General features: G+C 40.2%; 15 protein-coding genes. 11 read left to right on the forward strand and 4 right to left on the reverse strand.

What is annotated here, in order from left to right; genetic code table 11:
* Window positions 1-10 precede the first annotated feature (10 nt).
* From ACHSBP_RS11400 to ACHSBP_RS11415, 4 genes are all read left to right on the forward strand, one after another.
* Window positions 11-1,762 (forward strand): DUF3466 family protein, encoded by a 1,752-nt coding sequence (locus tag ACHSBP_RS11400; RefSeq protein ID WP_010560026.1) that lies wholly within the window; start codon window positions 11-13, stop codon window positions 1,760-1,762.
* Between the two features lie 195 nt (window positions 1,763-1,957).
* Window positions 1,958-2,644: a translesion DNA synthesis-associated protein ImuA gene (gene imuA, locus ACHSBP_RS11405; RefSeq protein WP_010560027.1), complete on the forward strand. Its 687-nt coding sequence runs from the start codon at window positions 1,958-1,960 to the stop codon at window positions 2,642-2,644.
* Complete coding sequence (locus ACHSBP_RS11410) at window positions 2,644-4,038, forward strand: DNA polymerase Y family protein (protein WP_010560028.1); 1,395 nt, start codon at window positions 2,644-2,646, stop codon at window positions 4,036-4,038. Before imuA ends, ACHSBP_RS11410 begins: the two co-directional genes overlap by 1 nt.
* Window positions 4,038-7,121, forward strand: a complete 3,084-nt coding sequence (locus ACHSBP_RS11415; RefSeq protein WP_395388905.1) for an error-prone DNA polymerase — start codon at window positions 4,038-4,040, stop codon at window positions 7,119-7,121. The genes ACHSBP_RS11410 and ACHSBP_RS11415 overlap by 1 nt, the downstream gene beginning before the upstream one ends.
* A 52-nt stretch (window positions 7,122-7,173) precedes the next feature.
* Here ACHSBP_RS11415 and ACHSBP_RS11420 read toward each other — a convergent pair whose 3' ends face one another.
* On the reverse strand, window positions 7,174-7,686 hold the full coding sequence (locus ACHSBP_RS11420; RefSeq protein WP_010560030.1) for a DUF2062 domain-containing protein: 513 nt from the start codon (window positions 7,684-7,686) through the stop codon (window positions 7,174-7,176).
* On the opposite strand from ACHSBP_RS11420, the gene ACHSBP_RS11425 reads away from it, so the two are divergent.
* The 7 genes from ACHSBP_RS11425 to tcdA all read left to right on the forward strand — a co-directional run bounded on the left by ACHSBP_RS11425 (window position 7,666) and on the right by tcdA (window position 15,097).
* Window positions 7,666-9,909: a DNA internalization-related competence protein ComEC/Rec2 gene (locus tag ACHSBP_RS11425; protein ID WP_395388907.1), complete on the forward strand. Its 2,244-nt coding sequence runs from the start codon at window positions 7,666-7,668 to the stop codon at window positions 9,907-9,909. The genes ACHSBP_RS11420 and ACHSBP_RS11425 overlap by 21 nt on opposite strands.
* A gap of 69 nt (window positions 9,910-9,978) precedes the next feature.
* On the forward strand, window positions 9,979-11,712 hold the full coding sequence (gene msbA, locus ACHSBP_RS11430; RefSeq protein WP_395388909.1) for a lipid A export permease/ATP-binding protein MsbA: 1,734 nt from the start codon (window positions 9,979-9,981) through the stop codon (window positions 11,710-11,712).
* Window positions 11,712-12,683 carry a tetraacyldisaccharide 4'-kinase gene (gene lpxK, locus ACHSBP_RS11435; protein WP_395388910.1) on the forward strand — a complete coding sequence of 324 codons (972 nt, stop codon included), beginning with the start codon at window positions 11,712-11,714 and terminating at the stop codon, window positions 12,681-12,683. Before msbA ends, lpxK begins: the two co-directional genes overlap by 1 nt.
* On the forward strand, window positions 12,673-12,870 hold the full coding sequence (locus ACHSBP_RS11440) for a Trm112 family protein (RefSeq protein WP_010560034.1): 198 nt from the start codon (window positions 12,673-12,675) through the stop codon (window positions 12,868-12,870). Before lpxK ends, ACHSBP_RS11440 begins: the two co-directional genes overlap by 11 nt.
* The gene (gene kdsB / locus ACHSBP_RS11445) at window positions 12,858-13,613 is read left to right on the forward strand and encodes a 3-deoxy-manno-octulosonate cytidylyltransferase (protein ID WP_395388911.1); all 756 of its coding nucleotides are present in this window, start codon (window positions 12,858-12,860) and stop codon (window positions 13,611-13,613) included. Before ACHSBP_RS11440 ends, kdsB begins: the two co-directional genes overlap by 13 nt.
* A gap of 4 nt (window positions 13,614-13,617) precedes the next feature.
* On the forward strand, window positions 13,618-14,286 hold the full coding sequence (locus ACHSBP_RS11450; RefSeq protein ID WP_395388913.1) for a pseudouridine synthase: 669 nt from the start codon (window positions 13,618-13,620) through the stop codon (window positions 14,284-14,286).
* A 13-nt stretch (window positions 14,287-14,299) separates the two neighbouring features.
* Window positions 14,300-15,097 carry a tRNA cyclic N6-threonylcarbamoyladenosine(37) synthase TcdA gene (gene tcdA / locus ACHSBP_RS11455; protein WP_395388914.1) on the forward strand — a complete coding sequence of 266 codons (798 nt, stop codon included), beginning with the start codon at window positions 14,300-14,302 and terminating at the stop codon, window positions 15,095-15,097.
* Between the two features lie 68 nt (window positions 15,098-15,165).
* On the opposite strand, the gene ACHSBP_RS11460 is transcribed toward tcdA, so the two are convergent.
* From ACHSBP_RS11460 to ACHSBP_RS11470, 3 genes are all read right to left on the reverse strand, one after another.
* Window positions 15,166-15,582, reverse strand: a complete 417-nt coding sequence (locus ACHSBP_RS11460; protein ID WP_100913420.1) for a SufE family protein — start codon at window positions 15,580-15,582, stop codon at window positions 15,166-15,168.
* A gap of 2 nt (window positions 15,583-15,584) precedes the next feature.
* Window positions 15,585-16,787, reverse strand: a complete 1,203-nt coding sequence (locus ACHSBP_RS11465) for an aminotransferase class V-fold PLP-dependent enzyme (protein WP_395388916.1) — start codon at window positions 16,785-16,787, stop codon at window positions 15,585-15,587.
* Window positions 16,788-16,905: 118 nt separating this feature from the next.
* A complete protein-coding gene (locus ACHSBP_RS11470; RefSeq protein ID WP_010560040.1) occupies window positions 16,906-18,192 on the reverse strand; it encodes a citrate synthase in 1,287 nt (428 codons plus the stop codon).
* Window positions 18,193-18,436 lie beyond the last annotated feature (244 nt).

The raw sequence follows: 18,436 nt of genomic DNA on the forward strand, positions 1-18,436 counted from the left end.
AGGAATAAAAATGAAATATAAATTACTTGCAGCGGCAGTTTTTGCTGCAATCACGCCACAGGTTCAAGGCGCTACTCCATATGTTTTAGAAGAGCTTGGCAATCTAGATTACGCTAAACACGCGTATGTAACCGATGCAAACGAAGCGGGTCAAGCCGTTGGTATGGCGCAAGGCGTATTCAATATTGTTATTGATATTGCGGAATTAGATTTTGAAAGCTCTGCTATGACGACAGCTTACAGAAATCGTGAACGTGTTTTTGAAAATCGTGATGAAGAAATCACCTTCACATTAGACGATATCGAAAATGGCAATATTAATGGCGATGCGCAACAATTCCTACAAGATTTCTTACGTGAATATTACGCAAGCAGCTTATACCAAAAAATATCAGGTGGCAGAGTTAGCGAATTCAATATTGCCGTTGAGTATAATGATTCAACGCAAGAACGCGTTATTTATGATGTTGAACACCCTGATTATGATGGTGGTTTAACACGCTCAGTTGAGAACATTTTAACATCAATTGCAGAAGATGGTGTTAAAGCTGGCTGGGGCTCTGCACCTTATACTAAGATTCAATTTACTGAAGACGGCGAAACTGAATCGGAAACACATTATATTCGTGATTTTACACGTCGTGGTTTTGTAATGGCCAATACCGGTGAACGAGTTGATTTAATGCCAACAGAAGCAACTTATGGTGGTATTTCTGGTGCGTATAACATCGTTCAGGTAAGTGATGGTTATTTAGTTGTGGGTGAAACGTCAGTAAGTATTGCTTCTGATTCACAAGAGTCTCTAGATGAAAGTTGTGATGGCGAAAAAGTACCTGTTGAAGTATGCCATGAAAGTTATGTCACGTCTGGAAGCCGTCCTCTTTATAACCGCCATGCAACAATGTGGCGTTTAGATAATGCATTAAATGTGATTGAAACTGTTGATCTTGGGTTAGGTATTGTACCTGATGAAGATGAGCAAAAGAGAGCGTGGCGTAGTACTGCATTAGCGGTTAATGAAAACGAAATTGCGGTAGGTTATTCTGTTGTAAGATACCGTGATGGTGACAGCATTAGACAATATCCGGTGTATTACAAAGATGGAAATGTTGTAGAGTTTATTAACGAATACGACTACCTTTCTGGTGGTCGAGCAGTAGCTATCAATAACAGTAATATTATTACAGGTTATGCCTCTAAAAATATTGAGAACACTGCGCGCAATAAGTTCTTTTATCATAATGTTGCAACCGGCGAGACAACTTTCCCAACAGACTTTTTTAAAAGCAGCTCTGTGGTTGCGACAGACATAAATGATAATGGCCTGATTATTGGTCAAGGCGAAGTTGAAACAAGTTCATCAGCAAGCCGTCGTCAAGAAGCGTTTATTTACGATATTAATAAAGACACGTTCACTAATCTAAATGACTTATTACCGTGTTTTGCAAACGATGGTGAATCATCATTCCCATATGTGGTTGCGGAAGCAATCAGCATTTCAAATGATGGTACTGTATATGGCACAGCTACAAAAACCGTAGATAAGCGTGATGCTCAAGGTAATGTTGTGGTTGATGCTAACGGTAAAGTAGAGCAAGAAAGTGTGGTTGTTTCAGTGAAGCTGAAATATAACGCTGAGGGTGTAGCTGAGAAGTGTCCTGAGAAAGCGCAAGAAACATATGAACGCCAAGGTGCATCGTTTGGTGCATTAGGCCTAGTATTATTGCCACTTGTAGCAATTAGACGACGCTTTTTTAAATAGTAAGTGTTTTATACCCTAATGTTTTGATGGGTTTATTAAAAGATAAGCTATAAACTCATATTCATAACATATTGATAAAATTATGATTGAAGGCCAACTGCAGAAATAGTTGGCCTTTTTTATTGCGGATCCATTGATCCTCAACACCAAAGGATTATACTGTATATAAATACAGTATAATCCTTTGGTGTATTCATGAATTCACTGATCAAGCAATTACATCATCGCAACCTGCTTTGGTATGCATCCAATCGTATTCAAACGCAGCAGATAGAAAAGCATCAAACGGGCTTTGCGGTTTTAGATGACAAGCTCGCTGGCGGCATGCCCACTAATGGCGTGATAGAACTATTGAGTAGTCCCGGCATTGGTGAACTTCGATTGATTGCACCCAGTTTTAAAATGCGGCAAAGCCGTTTTATTGTGTTTATTTCACCGCCTGCGTTAGTTAACAGTGCTGCTTTGCATCATTTAGGTGTTGATATTAGTCAAGTGTTAGTACTGTATCCTGAGCAACATAAAGATGCGCTTTGGGCAGTAGAACAATGTTTACAAAGTGGCAGTTGCAGCGATGTTATTTACTGGCCGCAGCAAGATTTAACGATTTCCCATATCCAGCGCTTTCAGCAAGCAAGTAAATCGGGTAAAAACCGTTTGTTTTACTTAAATAGCTATAAAACCAGTCAAGCGAGTTTGCCTGCTACTTTAAGCTTAACATTACAAGCACATCCACAAGGACTGAAAGTAAAGATAAACCGTCGAAAAGGCGGTTGGCCAAGTGATTATTTTATTGTTGATATGCAAACGACATGGCCTTATTGCACCATTGCATCTTCGCCTATCAGCAATGTTATTGCATTTCCGGTTGATAAGGCTGGTTAATGTTAAATTGGCTTTATCTTTACTTTCCACAGTTACAACTCGATACGCAATTTGCAATGTCGAGCACCGAGGTAATTGCCTTGGCCAATCACCAAGGTAATTTAGTACAACTTTCAACGGCGGCTAAAAAAAAAGGATTAACGCAAGGGCAAGGGTTAGGGCAAGCTAGTTTATTAGTTTCTGATCTTGCGGTTTACCCTTATCAAGAAGAAGTGGAAGTAGCAGAGCTTAAGCGCATAGCCAGTGTACTTTATAACTACACTGCAGATATTTGTATTATGCCGCCAAAAGGTTTACTGATAGCGTGTGATGGTATGCAGTCCTTATATAACAACAGTGATCAGTATTGGCATGTGCTTGAAACACAGTTAAAAACATTGGGGATTAAGTATTATTTCGCAAGCGGATCTTCACCGTTGTTGGCAAAAGCATTAGCACAAGCGGGTACTAATGTGATTTTTACAAACCAGCAAAATGCGCGTAATCAGCTTGCGTTATTGTCATTACAATTTGCTGATATCACTACAAAAGAAATTGCTTTGCTAACCCGCGTAGGGATTACGCACTTTAAGCAGTTGTTGAGTGTATCGCTTGATGAATTAGCTAAGCGCTACTCACGTGAATTAGTAATGTATGTAGGTAAATTAACAGGCCAATATCCGCATCGAGTGACTTTTTACATACCTGATACGCATTTTGAAAAACAACTAACCTTACATTATGAAGTATCGCTTACTAAGCATCTTGAAAAACCACTTTTGCTTGTATTAAAGCAACAACAAGCTTTTTTACTCTCTACTTGTAAGTTAGCAAAGCAAGTGACCCTTATTTTGCATTTTAGAGAAGTAGCCAATTTGGTATTTGAACTATCGTCAGCGCATGCTGAATATCGCGCTGAGCACTGGTTAACGCTTTTTTTATTACGTTTAGAAAATACCGAGTTACCAGCACCAGTTATCGCATTAACTATAAAAAGTGATTACCTTGTATCTAATTTAGGTGAAGAAGGCGATTTGTTTTCACAGCATAAATCAGGCTTAGATACTGCAATGTTAACTGCAATATTACAGGCAAAACTTGGGCAGGAGCAGGTTAAAACCTTAACTGTTTATAATGATCTAAGGCCAGAAATAGCCAGTCAAGAGAATACATTCAACACGTTATCAAATGCGCCACAAATGAAGTTAATCCGGCCAAGCTTTATGTTGCGCTCACCTGTAGAACTCACTCAGCCGATCACAATATCGCACGGCCCTGAACGCATCGTGACGGGTTGGTGGGATAATAATAATGTTGCTCGTGATTATTTTATTGCACGAGATGAGAGTGGACGGTGGCTGTGGGTTTTTCGTACGCCAAAAAAACAATGGTTTATTCATGGGTTTTTTAGCTAATGAATTATGCAGAATTAGTTTGCCAATCAAATTTTTCTTTTTTACATGGGGCATCACATCCCGAAGAACTGGTTGCCACTGCCGATAACCTTGGTTACTCCCATATTGCGATTACAGATGAATGCTCTGTTGCTGGAGTTGTACGTGCACACCGAGAGATTAAAAACCACAAACGGGCACTTAAGTTAATTGTTGGTAGCTTATTTACGCTTGAAGATAGTTTAACAGTTGTTTTGTTATGTCCAACAAGAAAAGCTTATGCAGAGTTATGTCGAATAATCACCAATGCACGGCGACGCAGTGAAAAAGGTAATTACCTGCTGACTCGGTGGGATTTAATGTCAATCAAACACTGTCTTTTTATTTGGTTACCAAAGGGCGAAAATATCGATCATCATTGGGCTAATTGGCTTAAAAAACACCATGAAGATCGTTTATGGCTGGGACTAACACGCTTTTTATTAGCGCACGAGTCAGAGTATATGGAGCACTGCCAACGCTTGATGGCGCAATATGATATAACGCCTGTGGCATGTGGTCATGTGCTGATGCATCAAGCCAATAGGTTGCCGTTACAGCACGTATTAAGTGCCATTAAAGCACGTAAAACCGTCGCTCAATTAGGGCAGCAACTACTTTCCAATGAAGAATATGCATTACGTGAAAAACAAAAGTTGTCACGTTTATTCTCACCTGATGCTCTAGCGCAAACGACGGTTATTGCAAACAGGTGCCATTTCAACCTTGATGAATTGAGGTATGAGTACCCAAGTGAATTAGTGCCAAAAGGCGTTAGTGCAACAGCTTATTTAAGGCAATTAGTGAAACAGGGCATTGCGCATCGTTTTCCAGAAGGGATCAGTGCGGATATACAGGCGACCATTGATAAAGAACTCGCATTAATTGAAGAGTTGGATTATCCATTTTATTTTTTAACTATTCATGACATTGTTATGTTTGCTAAAAATAATGGCATTTTGTACCAAGGCCGAGGATCTGCTGCTAACTCAGTAGTATGTTATTGCCTTGAAATTACCGCAGTTGATCCGCGACAAATAGCCGTATTGTTTGAGCGTTTTATTAGCAAAGAGCGAAATGAACCGCCTGATATTGATGTCGATTTTGAACATCAAAGGCGTGAGGAAGTGATCCAATATATTTATCAAAAATATGGTAGAGAACGCACCGCATTAGCCGCAACTGTGGTGAGTTTTCGTTTTAAAAGTGCCATTCGAGAGGTTGGTAAAGCACTGGATATTGAAAGCAGCAAGCTTGAATACTTTATTAAAAATATCAATCGTCGAGATAAAACAACGCACTGGCAAACGCAGTTACAGCAGCTGGGGTTAGATCCACAATCAAATAAAGCCCAGCATTTTGTATCGCTCACGGAGCAAATTTTAGGATTTCCAAGGCATTTATCGCAACATGTTGGGGGCTTTGTTATTTCATCAGGCCCGTTATATGAACTGGTTGCTGTTGAAAATGCCGCGATGAAAGAACGCACGGTGATCCAATGGGATAAAGATGATTTAGAAACCCTTGGTTTATTAAAAGTCGATATTTTAGCCTTGGGCATGCTCAATGCGATACGTAAATGTTTTCAAGAAATTAAAATGCGTCATCAAAGGCAGCTGTCTATCGCTGATATTACCCGGGTAAGCGATGATGCAGCTGTTTATCAGATGATCCAAAAAGCCGATACGGTTGGGGTATTTCAAATCGAATCGCGAGCGCAAATGAGCATGTTGCCGAGGCTAAAACCGGCAAGTTATTACGACTTAGTAATCCAGATAGCCATAGTGCGGCCTGGACCTATTCAAGGTGATATGGTGCATCCGTTTTTGAAACGACGTAATGGCATTGAGGCCATTTCATATCCCTCAAATGAGGTTAAAGAAGTATTGGCACGTACGTTAGGCGTGCCTATTTTTCAAGAGCAAGTTATCAAAATAGCCATGGTCGCCGCGGGCTTTACTGGTGGTGAAGCCGATCAGTTGAGACGTGCGATGGCCAGTTGGAAAAAGTCAGGGGAATTACAAAAGTTTAAGCAAAAACTGATAAATGGCATGTTGTCTCGAGGTTACCAAATGCAGTTTGCAGAACGTCTTTACCAACAAATATGTGGCTTTGGGGAGTATGGTTTTCCTGAATCGCATTCGGCGTCATTTGCCGTGCTTGCATATGTATCGGCTTGGCTTAAACATTATTATCCTGTCGAATTTTATACGTCCTTACTAAATAGCATGCCTCTTGGTTTTTATAGTGTGTCGCAGTTACTGCAGGATGCAAAACGACACAATATTGAAATTGCTCCGGTATGTGTTAATCACTCACATTATCAACATACAATTACTAAAGAAGGTGTATTACAAATCGGTTTTTGTATTATTAAAGGTGTTACTGCATCTGATATTGAACAGCTTATCAACCAGCGACCTAAAACAGGCTACGAAAGTGTTGAGCAGCTTAAAAAACAGGGCATTAAAGCTCGATTATTAGCGCAACTTGCTAGTGCCAACGCGTTATCTGTGCTTGCAGGAAACCGCTTTGCAACACGTTGGCAGATCATGAACAGTGAAAGTGATTTACCACTCTTTAACGGCTTTAACACTAATCAGGCAACAGAGCAAAAGCCAGTAGTGCCGCTTCATCAAGCACCCAGTGAATTAGATAATGTCGTTGAAGATTATCAATCAACCGGGTTTTCCCTTGGTTTACACCCAATTGACTTATTAGAAGCTGAGGGAGTATTACCATCGTTTTGTAAGGCAAATGAGTTAACAGGAAAAACACACAAATCATTAGTGACAGTGATTGGCGTTGTGACAGGAAAACAAGCGCCGGGCACTGCTGCTGGCGTGACGTTTATTACGCTTGAAGATGCGACAGGAAATATCAATGTGGTCGTGTGGCAGGGCACATCACACGCACAGAAAAAAGCATTTCTTGGCGCGAAAATTTTACAAGTTAAAGGAGTATTAGAACGAGAAGGCGATGTTATTCATATTATTGCAGGCAAACTTATCGACCTAACTGATAAGTTAGATAAATTAGCCGCGAAATCTCGGGAGTTTCATTAGTGCTTAAATGAGAACATGCAGTTAATGCTTTTCTTATACCAACTTAAATGCGTTAGCCTCTGTGTTTACGTGCTTTCCATTGTTTTAGTACTGAATAACGCCATAAATAATCAATACCAAAATAACCAATAGCAGAGGCTGCTGCTGCACACACTAAACTGCCTACCATAAACGCAGGGCCAATGCTTGATAAGCTGTCAACAAACCACTGCCAGCTTGCTTGGAAGGTAAAATCTTGCTTTTGTTGCCCTAACACCAAATAGCCAACAAGGTAGTTAAAATAAAAAATCGGTGCCATAGTTAAAGGGTTGGTGATCCAAACCAATGCTACAGATAGCGGGAGATTTACGCGAAATGGAATCGCGATTGCTGCGCTTAGCAGCATTTGAAAAGGAACTGGAATAAATGCCCAAAATAACCCAACTGCGAATGCACCACGCGCTGAGCGTCGATTTAAATGCCATAAATTTGCATCGTGTAACATATCGCCAAAAATACTAAGCGTTTTGTTTTGCTTAATCTTATTATGATCAGGTAACAGCTTTTGGATCGTCTTTTTTGGCATGGCGGTTTACATCTTCCTTTTTGGCAAAGCATAGTGTGCTTTGTTGTTGGCTGCATATTGTCACTATTTTTCTTCAATACGCTAGTCTTTTTTTCGACAATTATACTGGTTGTACTAGTCATCGTCGCTATTACAACAAAAAACACCGCCAAATTTTACGCGATAATCACGCTACTAGTCGGTGCTAGTTACCCCATTTTATATTATCACTGTGTTTATAGTAGCAACCTAAGCTACGACGAGTTACAACAAAAACAAGTACTGCACGGGGTTATAGAACAAATAGATAACTATCAATTTAATGACCGTCTAATTGTTAAAACAACAAAAATTGCCAATACGAATTTAAAGCCTTATGCGCTAATGCGAGCACAAGTTTATATATCTCGTGCAATCAATACTCAGTATAGCCCCAAAGTAGGCGACACCATATCAATACGTGCCAAGTTCAAACCAATTAAACCCAGGTTAAATGAGGGATTGTTTGACAGGCGCTTACATAATTTTTATGTGGGATTAAAGTACAAAGGCAGTGTGTCGAAAACTGATGATTTTGCTGTGTTAACACGCGCTACGCCGTCGCACATTACTAATCTGGGGAGTTTATCTCGTAATAGTTGGCTATATCGAGGCGTATTATTTGGTGATACAAGTGCAATGCCTGCAAATATTAAAAGCGCAGTTCGAAACTTAGGAATTGCACATTTATTTGCAGTTTCTGGCCTACATATGGCAATTGTATTTGGCTTTTCATTTTGGTTAGGGAAACTAACGCTATTACTTGTGAGCAAATTTTCATCTCACAATACACTGAGAATTACACCTTATTTTATTGCCATAGCGGCGTGCGCAACTTATCTTCACGCTGCTGATTATGCCACCTCAGCAATACGTGCATTTATTATGATTGCATTAGTATGTTTATGCTTATTAGTAAATCGCAGCTATACCAGTAAACGGGCATTGTTGTGCGCGCTATTGCTGGTTATATTAGTTAACCCATTTGTATTGTTAAGTGCGGGATTTTATTTTTCATTTATCGCAGTTGCCAGCATTCTGGTTGCCCTTGATTTGACAAATAAGCGGCGCATCACCCGTCCTCTGTATCAACTTGCATTTATTCAATTGGTAATTAGCATTACGTTAGCGCCGTTGACTGTGTTGTTTTTTAACGGCACCAGTGTATTGAGTGTTTTTGTAAATCTTATAGCAATTCCGCTGTTTTCGTTCTTTGTAATGCCATTAATGCTTTGTGTGGTGTTAGTTGATTATGCGTTTTCTTTTTCAACGCCGTATCGTTGGCTGGATGCGCTATTGACATTACTTATCAAGTATATCGAGCGTATTGGTGAACATATAACATGGCATTATGTGCCTCAAATTAGTTGGCAGTTAATAATACTAACAATCGCTGCTGTTTTATTGCTGCTTTATTATTATCGAAGCGCGTTGCTGACATTACCTATTCTAGTATTTTATTATGCCCATGCTCTTAATAAAGAGCCGAACCTGACAATACGTATATTGGATGTGGGTCATGGCTTATCGGTGATCATAAGTAAACAAGGTGAAGCGGTGCTCTATGATTTAGGCGCGCGATATCAAGACTTCAGCTATTTTAATCATCTGGTGTTACCCACCTTAGCGATAAACCGTTTGAACTTAATCAAAACAGTGATAAGTCATGATGATAATGATCACAGTGGTGGGTTAACCGATTTACGACATGCTGGTTATTTTTCCACGATAAGTGGGTTTGAAAAAGCCTGTAATATAAATGCAAATTGGTTAGAAAATGTAAGGTTTAAGTCGTTTGCAGCACCTCATACAGTACACAGTGATAATAACAGTTCCTGTGTTCTACTTATCACAAGTGGCCAATTTAAACTGTTATTAACAGGTGATATTGAAGCTGAGCGGGAAAACACGTTGTTAACGGAGCCGAGCATTCAGAATATCGATGTGCTTATTTCGCCCCACCATGGCAGTAATAGTTCATCAACCGAAGGCTTTATTAATAAAACGCAACCACGTTGGGTGGTTCATTCGGTGAATGCATATAACCGTTGGCGATTACCAAGTTTAGCGGTTGTTACACGTTATGCCGAATATGGCACCAAGCAGCTGGCAACCTCGCGCGGCGCAGTCAAAATAGTGGTTACATCAAGCGGATATACACTTAGTTATGCAAAACAGCAAAATTACTGGTTTCTCGTTGATTAACACTGCGAAATTCTTGGGTTTTGCATCATAGCGCTATACAATAGGCGCAAATAAATTCAAGTTAGCACCATGACAACCTCATCTGATTACTACAAGCGTTTATTAACCTACGTCAAACCGCATAAACTCGCAGCCACATTCGCCATTATTGGAATGTTAGGCTATGCCGCAATGGACGGATTATTTGTTTATTTAATGGACCCGTTTATTGAGCAAGGTTTGACGGCGAAAAATCAAGAGGTGATGAAGTGGGCACCGGTTGTGGTGATTTTATTGGTGCTATTTCGCGGTGTGTTTAACTTCGTTTCAAGTTACTGCTTAGCCAATGTGGGCTCACACGTGGTGATGGCAATTCGCAAAGAATTGTTTGCTAAGTTACTTCATTTACCAGTGTCATTTCACGATCAGCATTCAACCGGTGAATTAATTTCAAAAATTACCTTTGATGCAGAACAAGTACAAACAGCGATAACAAAAGCCTTGATCACCATAGTGCGAGAAGGGGCGTTTGTTATTTTCTTAGTGATCAATATGTTGATTGCCAGCTGGCAATTATCATTGTTATTTATTTTAGTCGTGCCCATTGTTGCAGGCATTGTATCAATCGTGTCTAAACGCTTTCGTGTTATTGCAAAACGTATTCAAGATGCCATGGGGGGCGTAACACGTGCGTCAGAACAAATGGTAAAAGGGCATAAAGTCATTCATTCATTTGGTGGTCAAGAGATTGAACAGCAGCGTTTTGCTGATGTGAATAACCGTAATCGCCAACAACGCGTAAAAATGGATGCGACGAAAGCGCTGAGCGTTGCCAGTATTCAAATTATTGCTGCATCTGCCATCGCCATGGTGTTGGCCGCAATTGGCTTTAAACTTGTTGAGCCTATTTCTACAGGCGCGTTCGTTAGCTTATTAACTGCAATGATGATGATGCTACGCCCGTTAAAACAGCTATCAAATGTGAATGTAGAATTGCAGCGTGGTATTGCTGCGGCAAAAAGTATTTTTGATATCTTAGATTTGGAGAATGAAAAAGACACCGGCTCAAAAACGCTGGAAAAATGTCAGGGCCATATCACAATCGAGAGCTTGTCGTTTGCCTACCCAAATACCGAGCGCAATATTTTAAACGAACTAACCATGGATATTAAACCTGGGCAATCGGTAGCCTTAGTTGGCCGTTCAGGCTCAGGAAAATCAACACTCTCTAACCTGTTACCACGTTTTTACGATACCTACACTAATGGCGATATCAAACTCGACGGGCTATCGGTTAATACCTTTGATTTAACTTGGTTACGCGAACAATTTGCTATCGTGTCGCAACAAGTAGTGTTATTCAACGATACTATCGAGAACAATATCACTTACGGCTTTAAAGGTGATATCACCCCTGAAAAGCTGCAAAAAATTGTTGAGCAATCGCACGTTTGGGAATTTGTAAAAGACTTACCAGAAGGTTTACAAACTATTGTCGGTGAAGATGGCGTAATGCTTTCTGGCGGACAACGTCAACGCATTGCTATCGCACGAGCATTGCTTAAAAACGCGCCAATTTTAATTTTAGATGAAGCTACGTCAGCACTCGATACTGAGTCAGAAAAATTAATTCAACATGCGTTAAACGATTTAATGAAAGGGCGCACGTCAATTGTTATTGCGCACCGCTTATCAACGATTGAAAATTCTGATGTCATTTATGTATTAGATAAAGGGCAAATAATCGAGTCGGGTTCGCACGCTGAGTTAATTGAAAAGCAAGGCGCCTATTTAGCATTGCAAAAAATGCAGGCTAACGACTAATGAATGTGATTGAAAAAAGCTGGTATCAAAAATTTGGTATTACTTGGCTTTTATTACCGCTAAGTGCGCTGTTTTATCTAATTACGCTATATCGCTTCAATCGCAAGCGAAAATTACAATTGGCGACTGATAAACCGAAAGTCATTGTTGTGGGTAATATTGCGGTAGGTGGCACAGGCAAAACACCATTTACCTTGTTTCTTGTCGATTATTTGAAGCAAAAAGGTTTATCGGTTGCGGTTATTTCACGTGGTTATGGTGGTCAAACTCAAAGCCAACCTTTATTAGTGACAGAAAAGGTATCACCTGAAGTTTGTGGTGATGAACCTAAGTTGATAGCCGTTCGCACAGGTGAACCTGTTGTAGTGTGCCCAAATCGAAATTTAAGTATCGATTATTTAAAGAAGCACATTAACCCTGATGTGATTATTGCTGATGACGGATTGCAACATTACCAAATGGCGCGTTCTATAGAGCTTTGCATTGTTGATGGGAAACGTCAATTTGGTAACGGCTTTGTTATGCCAGCAGGTCCTCTTCGCGAAGCGAAAAGCAGACTAAAACATGTTGATTTAACCATTACTAATGGCACTGCAGAGGATAACGGGTACCAGCTCATAGTAGATGGCATATATCGCATAATTGATGGGCAAAAAGTTTCCAATTTAGACAGTCCAGTTCACTTAGTGAGTGCAATAGGTAATCCCAGCCGCTTTGAGCAAAGTGTAAATGAGCAGAATATTCTGGTGCACGGACATACTATTTTTAAAGATCATCACACATACAGTGAAAGTGACTTTGCCGCACTAGACGGTGCAATCTTAATGACTGAAAAAGATGCGGTAAAATGCCAGTCATTCGCGAAAGCAAATTGGTATTATTTAAAAGTTACCGCTAAACCAACTAAACAACTGGTCGACAACCTCGACCAGTTGTTAATTGAAAAAGGGATCCATAATCATGGCGTTTGACACAAAACTACTCGAAATCATTGCTTGCCCTGTAACGAAAGGTCATCTTAAATTTGACCGCGAGAATTTAGAGCTTATTAGCACTCAAGCAAAACTGGCTTACCCAGTAAGAGATGATATTCCGGTATTGCTTGAAGAAGAGGCACGCGAATTATCACTTGAAGAGGTTGAAAAGTGGAATTCGTAGTCATTATTCCAGCGCGCTATGCGTCGAGCCGTTTACCGGCTAAACCACTGGCTGATATACAAGGCAAGCCAATGGTGCAGCACGTATATGAAAAAGCGCTGGCATCTGGTGCAAAACGGGTAATTGTCGCAACGGATCATATTGAGATAGAAGCGGCTGTTAAACGCTTTAATGGTGAAGTTTTAATGACTCGTGAAGATCATGAATCGGGCACAGAACGCCTTGCTGAAGTAGTGACAAAACTTAACTTACCAGATGACACAATCGTAGTGAATGTACAAGGTGATGAACCGTTAATTCCACCGCAAAACATCGCGCAGGTAGCAAGTTTGTTAGCATCTGATTCGGCGCCAATGGCAACGTTAAGCGTGGCAATTGACGATATTGAAGAAGCCCTTAACCCTAACGTGGTAAAAGTTGTAGCTGATAATCACAATAATGCGTTGTATTTTTCACGTGCAACGATTCCTTATGATCGAAACCGCTTTTTAGGCAAAGATGAAATTTCTGAAATTGGCGATTTCTATCAACGCCATATTGGTATTTATGCATATCGTGCGGGTTTTATTAAAGAATATATTACTCTTGAGGTATCACCGCTTGAGCAAATCGAATCATTAGAGCAGCTACGTGTGTTATATCATGGCAAAAAGATAAAAGTACAAACGGCAATCGAAGCGCCGCAGCCAGGTGTTGATACGCCTGAAGATCTCGCTAAGGTGAATGCTTTTTTAAGCAAGTAAGTTGATGAGTTATCCAATAGTATTCGCATGCGATGAATTTTATGTGGTGAATAAACCCCATGATGTAAGCTTCCATAGCGAAGATGGAGAGGGTTTTTTTGTACTGTTTGAAAAGCAGGTGAATGAAAAGCTCTATCCAGTACATCGCTTAGATAAAATGACATCGGGCTTAGTGATTGTTGCGAGGACCAAACAAGCTGCTGCAGAATTTGGTGATTTGTTTAGTCAAAAGCACAAAAACACACTGGAAAAATACTATTTAGCAGTTGCGCAAGGTAAACCTACAAAAAAGCAGGGTTGGGTAAAAGGCGACTTGGTTAAGGCGCGCCGTGGGTGCTATAAACTACAAAAAACTATGGAAAACCCCTCTGTAACGCGGTTTCAATCGCAGTTAATTGAGCCCAGTTTACGCCTTTATTTGCTGCAACCAATTACTGGTAAAACGCATCAGCTACGGGTTGTGCTTAAAAGCCTATCGGTGCCTATTTTAGGCGATGAACGCTATGGCGGTGAGCATAGCGAACGTGGTCATTTGCATGCATATGCGATTAAATTCACGTTTGGTAATACACCATATTATTTTAGTGTTAAGCCATGCGGTGGCTTATTTGAGCACTGTGAAACAAAAAAGATTATCGAACAATGGCACACGCCTTGGCACGAATTTAATTAAGGTTAAAAATTACATGACAGAGTCTTATCAAAATCGTTTTGGCGGCATTGCACGACTTTACGGAATTGAACAACAAAAACTGCTTAATAATGCCCATTTTTGTGTTGTTGGCATTGGCGGTGTGGGTAGTTGGGTCGCTGAAAGTTTAGCGCGTACGGGACTTGGTAACATTACCTTAATTGATTTAGATGATATTTGCGTCACCAACGTTAACCGTCAAATCCACGCGTTGACATCGACTATTGGCGAGGCGAAAGTTGATGCCATGGCAAGTCGAATTAACGAGATAAACCCTGATTGTAATGTGTCAGTTATTGATGACTTTTTAACATTTGAGAATATCAGAGAACATATTGAAAAATTTGATTATGTTATTGATTGTATTGATCAAGTAAAAGTTAAAGCGGCACTTATTGCCCATTGTAAGCGCAACAAATTACCGATTATCACAATAGGCGGCGCAGGCGGGCAAATCGATCCAAGCCAAATCAGAATAGGGGATGTGGCTAAAACCAAGCAAGACCCGTTGCTTGCGAAAGTACGCTATTTACTGCGTAAGCAATACAACTTTTCAAGTAATCCAAAACGTAAATTTGGTGTGGATTGTATTTATTCAGAAGAGCAATTGGTGTACCCATCAAGTGATGGCAGTGTGTGTCATGCGAAAGCCGGTGCTGATGGCAATATGAATATGGACTGTCAAACAGGCTTCGGCTCGTTAACCATGGTGACAGGTAGTTTTGCGTTTTTTGCAGCGGCAAAAAGTGTGAAAAAATACTTAGAAAAATGTGAGCGTAACAATCAAAGTTAGTTGCTTTGATTGTTACCTATAAAACTTTGTTATAAAAATTGTATGCAATATAATCTTGTGAGCAGGCTTTAATCATCACTTTGTATTGCAAATTGTGTAATCGCATCCGCAATCGCTAAAATTCCGTTACCGCGACTTGGGCTTAAGTGCTGTAAAAGCCCCAATTCATTGAATTCATGTTGAATATTTATGCGCTTAATTTCATCCACAGTTAAACCGTTAACCAGTGTAGAAATAATATAAATGAGTCCTTTCACGATGCGTGTATCAGAGTCTGCTGTCACCACGATATGCTTTTCGCTTTCGTCAAAATCGACATAAAGCCAAACATTGCTTTCGCAGCCATTCACTTTTGCGTGGTCAACTTTGAGTTCAGCTGGTAATTTTGGTAACTGTTTACCAAGCAACATAATTTCACGGTACTTATCTTGCCATGCTTTTTTGGCGATAAAGTGCTGTTTTAATCTTTGATATTGTTCTGTCATAGTTAATCTAATAATTCTATAGCTTGTTTTAATGCAACAATAAAGCGGTCAATATCATCAAAGCTGTTATAGCAACTTAAACTGACACGAATGGTACCCTCAACACCGAGTAGATTTATCAATGGCTGAGTACAGTGGTTACCTGAACGTACAATAATGCCGGCTTGGTCGAGTAGGGTCGCAACGTCAAGGTTATGTTCATCTTTGTAGTTAAAACTAATTGTGCCGATATTATTGTTTAAATCGCCGTAAATTTTTATTCCATCAATCTGTTTAAGTGCGTTTAGCGTGTATTGATAGAGTTCTTTTTCGACAGCTAGTTGCGTTGCCATCTCGCTTGAGCCCATAAAATCAAGTGCAGCGGCAAAACCAATCACGCCGGCGATATTCGGCGTGCCTGCTTCGAAACGGGCGTTACCCTGGCGAAAACTTGTTTCATTAAAGCTAACGCGTTCTATCATTTCGCCGCCTGTTTGGTAGGTTGACAGTAAAGATAGAGTGTGCGGTTTAGCGATTAATGCACCAACGCCTGTTGGTCCAAACATTTTGTGTGCAGATAGCACATAAAAGTCACAATTAAGCGCACTAATATTTGGCCTTAAATGTTGCATCGCTTGTGCACCATCAACCAGAGTAATGGCATTGAAGGCATGTGCGGCATCAAGCAAGTCTTGTATTGGTAAAATATTACCTAAGGTGTTCGATGCATGACTAATCGCCATCAGTTTCGGCTTTAGTGTGTTAATCATGGCTAAACTAACATCTAAATTTAGTACACCATTTCCATCGACTGGTAGAATGTGAAGCTTTGCACCCTTGCGTTTACACAGCGTTTGCCAAGGCACAATATTGGCGTGGTGTTCAAGCGCCGAAATAATAATAACATCATCTTTTTCGATATGTGCATCAATTGAACTGGCAACCAGATTTATCGCTTCGGTTGCGCCTTTGGTCCAAACAATTTGTTCCGCTGTTACCTGACAATAGTGTGCTAATTTTGTCCGTGCTTGCTCATATAAGGCGGTAGTGTTTGACGCAAACTCACTGACGCCTCTATGCACATTGGCATTGTGGTATGTATAAAAATCGGTAATTGCATCAATCACGTTCTGAGGTTTTTGTGTAGTTGCACCATTATCTAAATAAACAAATTCAGTGTGTTTAAAAAATGGAAAATGAGAACGGATTTTTTGATTATCTAACATAGTGCCACCTGAGAATGCGAGCGGCGATTTTAATGAAATACACTAATTTTCGCAATTATTGACGGGATTTAGACATTAAAAAAGCCGCAAGTAGCGGCTTTTTTAAACTCAAAGAGGATTAACGAGACGTTACGTCTTTATAATCACGCTTTGTTTCACCAGTGTATAACTGACGAGGACGACCGATCTTCTGACCAGGTTGAGATAACATCTCATCCCAGTGTGAGATCCAACCAACGGTACGTGACATTGCAAAGATTACAGTGAACATGCTTGTTGGAATACCAATCGCTTTAAGAATGATACCTGAGTAGAAATCTACGTTAGGGTAAAGTTTCTTCTCGATGAAGTATGGGTCTTCTAGTGCGATTTGCTCTAAACGCATTGCTACGTCTAGTAGTGGATCTTCAATGTTTAGTTCTTTAAGTACTTCGTGACACGTTTCACGCATTACTGTTGCACGTGGGTCGAAGTTCTTGTAAACACGGTGACCAAAGCCCATTAGACGGAATGGGTCGTTCTTATCTTTTGCTTTCGCAACGTATTCATCGATGCGGTCTACTGAACCGATTTCTTCTAACATTGTTAGACATGCTTCGTTAGCACCACCGTGCGCAGGGCCCCAAAGTGATGCAATACCAGCAGAGATACATGCATACGGGTTAGCGCCTGAAGAACCAGCTAAACGTACAGTCGATGTTGACGCGTTTTGTTCGTGATCCGCGTGAAGCATGAAGATGCGGTCCATTGCTTTTGCAAGAACAGGGCTTACTTCATATTTTTCAGCAGGTACAGAGAACATCATGTGTAAGAAGTTTTCTGCATAGCTTAAATCGTTGCGTGGGTATACGAACGGCTGACCGATGTTGTACTTGTAACACATCGCCGCAATTGTTGGTAACTTAGCAATTAGACGAACAGCACTACGATGACGTTGAGCTGGATCTGTGATGTCTAAATCTTTGTGGTAGAAAGAAGAAAGTGCACCAACAACACCACATAGCATTGCCATTGGGTGTGAATCTACACGGAAACCTTGGAAGAAAGCACCAATTTTTTCGTGAAGCATAGTGTTAGTTGTGATTTCGTTTTCAAAACCAGCTAACTGCTCGGCATTTGGTAACTCACCATTTAATAGTAAGTAACATAGTTCGATATAGTTTGATTGTTCAGCTAAATCGTCAATTGCGTAGCCGCGGTGTAATAAAACACCTTTAGCGCCATCAATGTACGTGATAGCTGATTCACATGAACCAGTAGACATGAAACCCGGGTCGAACGTGAAGTAACCATGGCTGCCTAGGGTACGAACGTCGATAACGTCCTGACCAGCTGTGCCAGAGTAAATAGGAAGTTCGATAGGATCTAGCCCATCAATATGGACCGTGGCTTTTTTGTCTGCCATCTAATTATCTCCTTTAAATATAACAAACCAGTTTGTTATTTTTGATACGGATGTTAAGCAAATTCTATCTATTCTAACTTATAAATAGGGAAGAAAGTCAATTTAAATGCATCAATTGATGATAACTATTCTTCGATCGAATAAATATTATACCAATGGCTACTTCGCAAGCACCTCTTATTAAACAAGAATTGTAATAGGCCATATGGTCTTATATACTGTGGTAGGCATTCTAAAACGTGAA

The organism is Pseudoalteromonas sp. XMcav1-K, assembly GCF_044005875.1.
Lineage (GTDB): Bacteria > Pseudomonadota > Gammaproteobacteria > Enterobacterales > Alteromonadaceae > Pseudoalteromonas > Pseudoalteromonas spongiae.